The following is a 1498-nucleotide window of genomic DNA, read 5'->3' as shown; positions in this document are numbered from 1 at the left end:
CTCCCCTAATGGGAGGTGTCGGGTCGGCTGGGAGGCAGACTCGATGTCCGGTAGCTGCGGGCGAGTGAGCACTCCCTCCCCTTGGACCGGTGAGTCCTAGGGTCAGACCGTGCCCTTGCCCGTGGTCGGGAGATGAACGGCTGATGGGATGTCGTGCCTGCCGGGTTGGCGTGAGCACTGGTCCATTAGGGCGCTGGTTCTCCCGCGGGCTGCTGACGGGTTCTTCGGCAGGACGGGAGGCGTTGTGCTGTTCGTCGGTGACGATTGGGCGGAAGATCATCACGATGTGGAGGTGCAGGACCAGCACGGGCGGGTGATGCGTACCGCGCGGCTGCCCGAGGGGGTGGACGGGATGGCCCGTTTCCACGACCTCGTGGCCGGTTTCCTGCCCGACGACGCCACGCCGGCGCAGGTGCTGGTGTGCATCGAGACCGATCGTGGACCGTGGGTGCGGGCGTTGATCGCGGCCGGTTACCAGGTGTTCGGGGTGAACCCGAAGCTGGCCGCACGGCATCGGGAGTTGGTGTCGTTGTCGGGGGCCAAGAGCGACAAGGGTGACGCGCATGCCCTGGCGGACATGGTGCGGACCCGCCGTCATCAGCTGCGGCAGGTCGCTGCCGATTCCGATCTCGCTGAGGCGGTCAAGGTGGTGGCCCGTGCGCACCAGACGCTGATCTGGGAACGCACGCGACACATGCTGCGGCTACGCGCGGCGCTGCGGGAGTATTTCCCCGCCGCCGTGGATGCCTATCAGCCGCTGACACTGACCGGCACCGACACCCTCGAACTGCTGACCAAGGCACCCACCCCGGACCAGGCCGCCAAACTCACCCTCACCCAGATCAGCTCAGCTCTCAAACGCGCCCGCCGCCGCGGGATCGCCGACAAGGCCGCCACGATCCAGGCAGCACTGCGCACCACGCACCTGCGCCAGCCAGACGTCGTCACCGCCGCCTACGCAGCCACCGTCACCGCCACGGCCGCGATCCTGCAAGCCCTCAACGCCCAGATCAAGGCGATGGAAGGTCAGGTCGAGGCGCATTTTGGCCAGCACCCGGACGCTGAGATCTACCTCAGCCAACCCGGCATAGGCGTGATCCTCGGCGCCCGGGTGCTCGCAGAGTTCGGCGACGCACCAGGGCGCTACGCCGACGCCAAAGCCCGCAAGAACTACGCCGGCACCGCCCCCATCACCCGCCAGTCCGGCAAATCCAGAACCGTCCACGCCCGCATCGTGCACAACGACCGACTCGTCGACGCCCTGCACACCCAAGCCGGCGCCGCGATCCTGCATGACCCCGCCGTCCGCGCCTACTACGACGAACTCCGCGCCCGCGACATCGGCTACAACGCCGCGCTCCGACAGGTCGGCAACCGCCTCGTCGGCATCCTCCACGGCTGCCTCAAAACCGCCACCCACTACGACCAGGCAACCGCCTGGTCACACCGAACCCAACCCGTCGCTGCTTGACATCCAAGCTCCTGGGATGTCTGACCC

The 1498-nt window shown here is 67.8% G+C and carries 1 protein-coding gene; it reads left to right on the top strand.

All coding sequences use genetic code 11. From position 1 onward, the window contains the following. Positions 1-244: 244 nt before the first annotated feature. Positions 245-1471 carry an IS110 family transposase gene (locus AB0M35_RS29110; protein ID WP_363749411.1) on the top strand — a complete coding sequence of 409 codons (1227 nt, stop codon included), beginning with the start codon at positions 245-247 and terminating at the stop codon, positions 1469-1471. The last annotated feature ends 27 nt before the right edge of the window (positions 1472-1498 follow it).

The sequence above is a fragment of the Micromonospora sp. NPDC051196 genome (genome assembly GCF_040682415.1).
Lineage (GTDB): Bacteria > Actinomycetota > Actinomycetes > Mycobacteriales > Micromonosporaceae > Micromonospora.
Note: the sequence above shows the minus strand (reverse complement) of the source record. Positions and strands in the feature narration are given on the sequence as shown.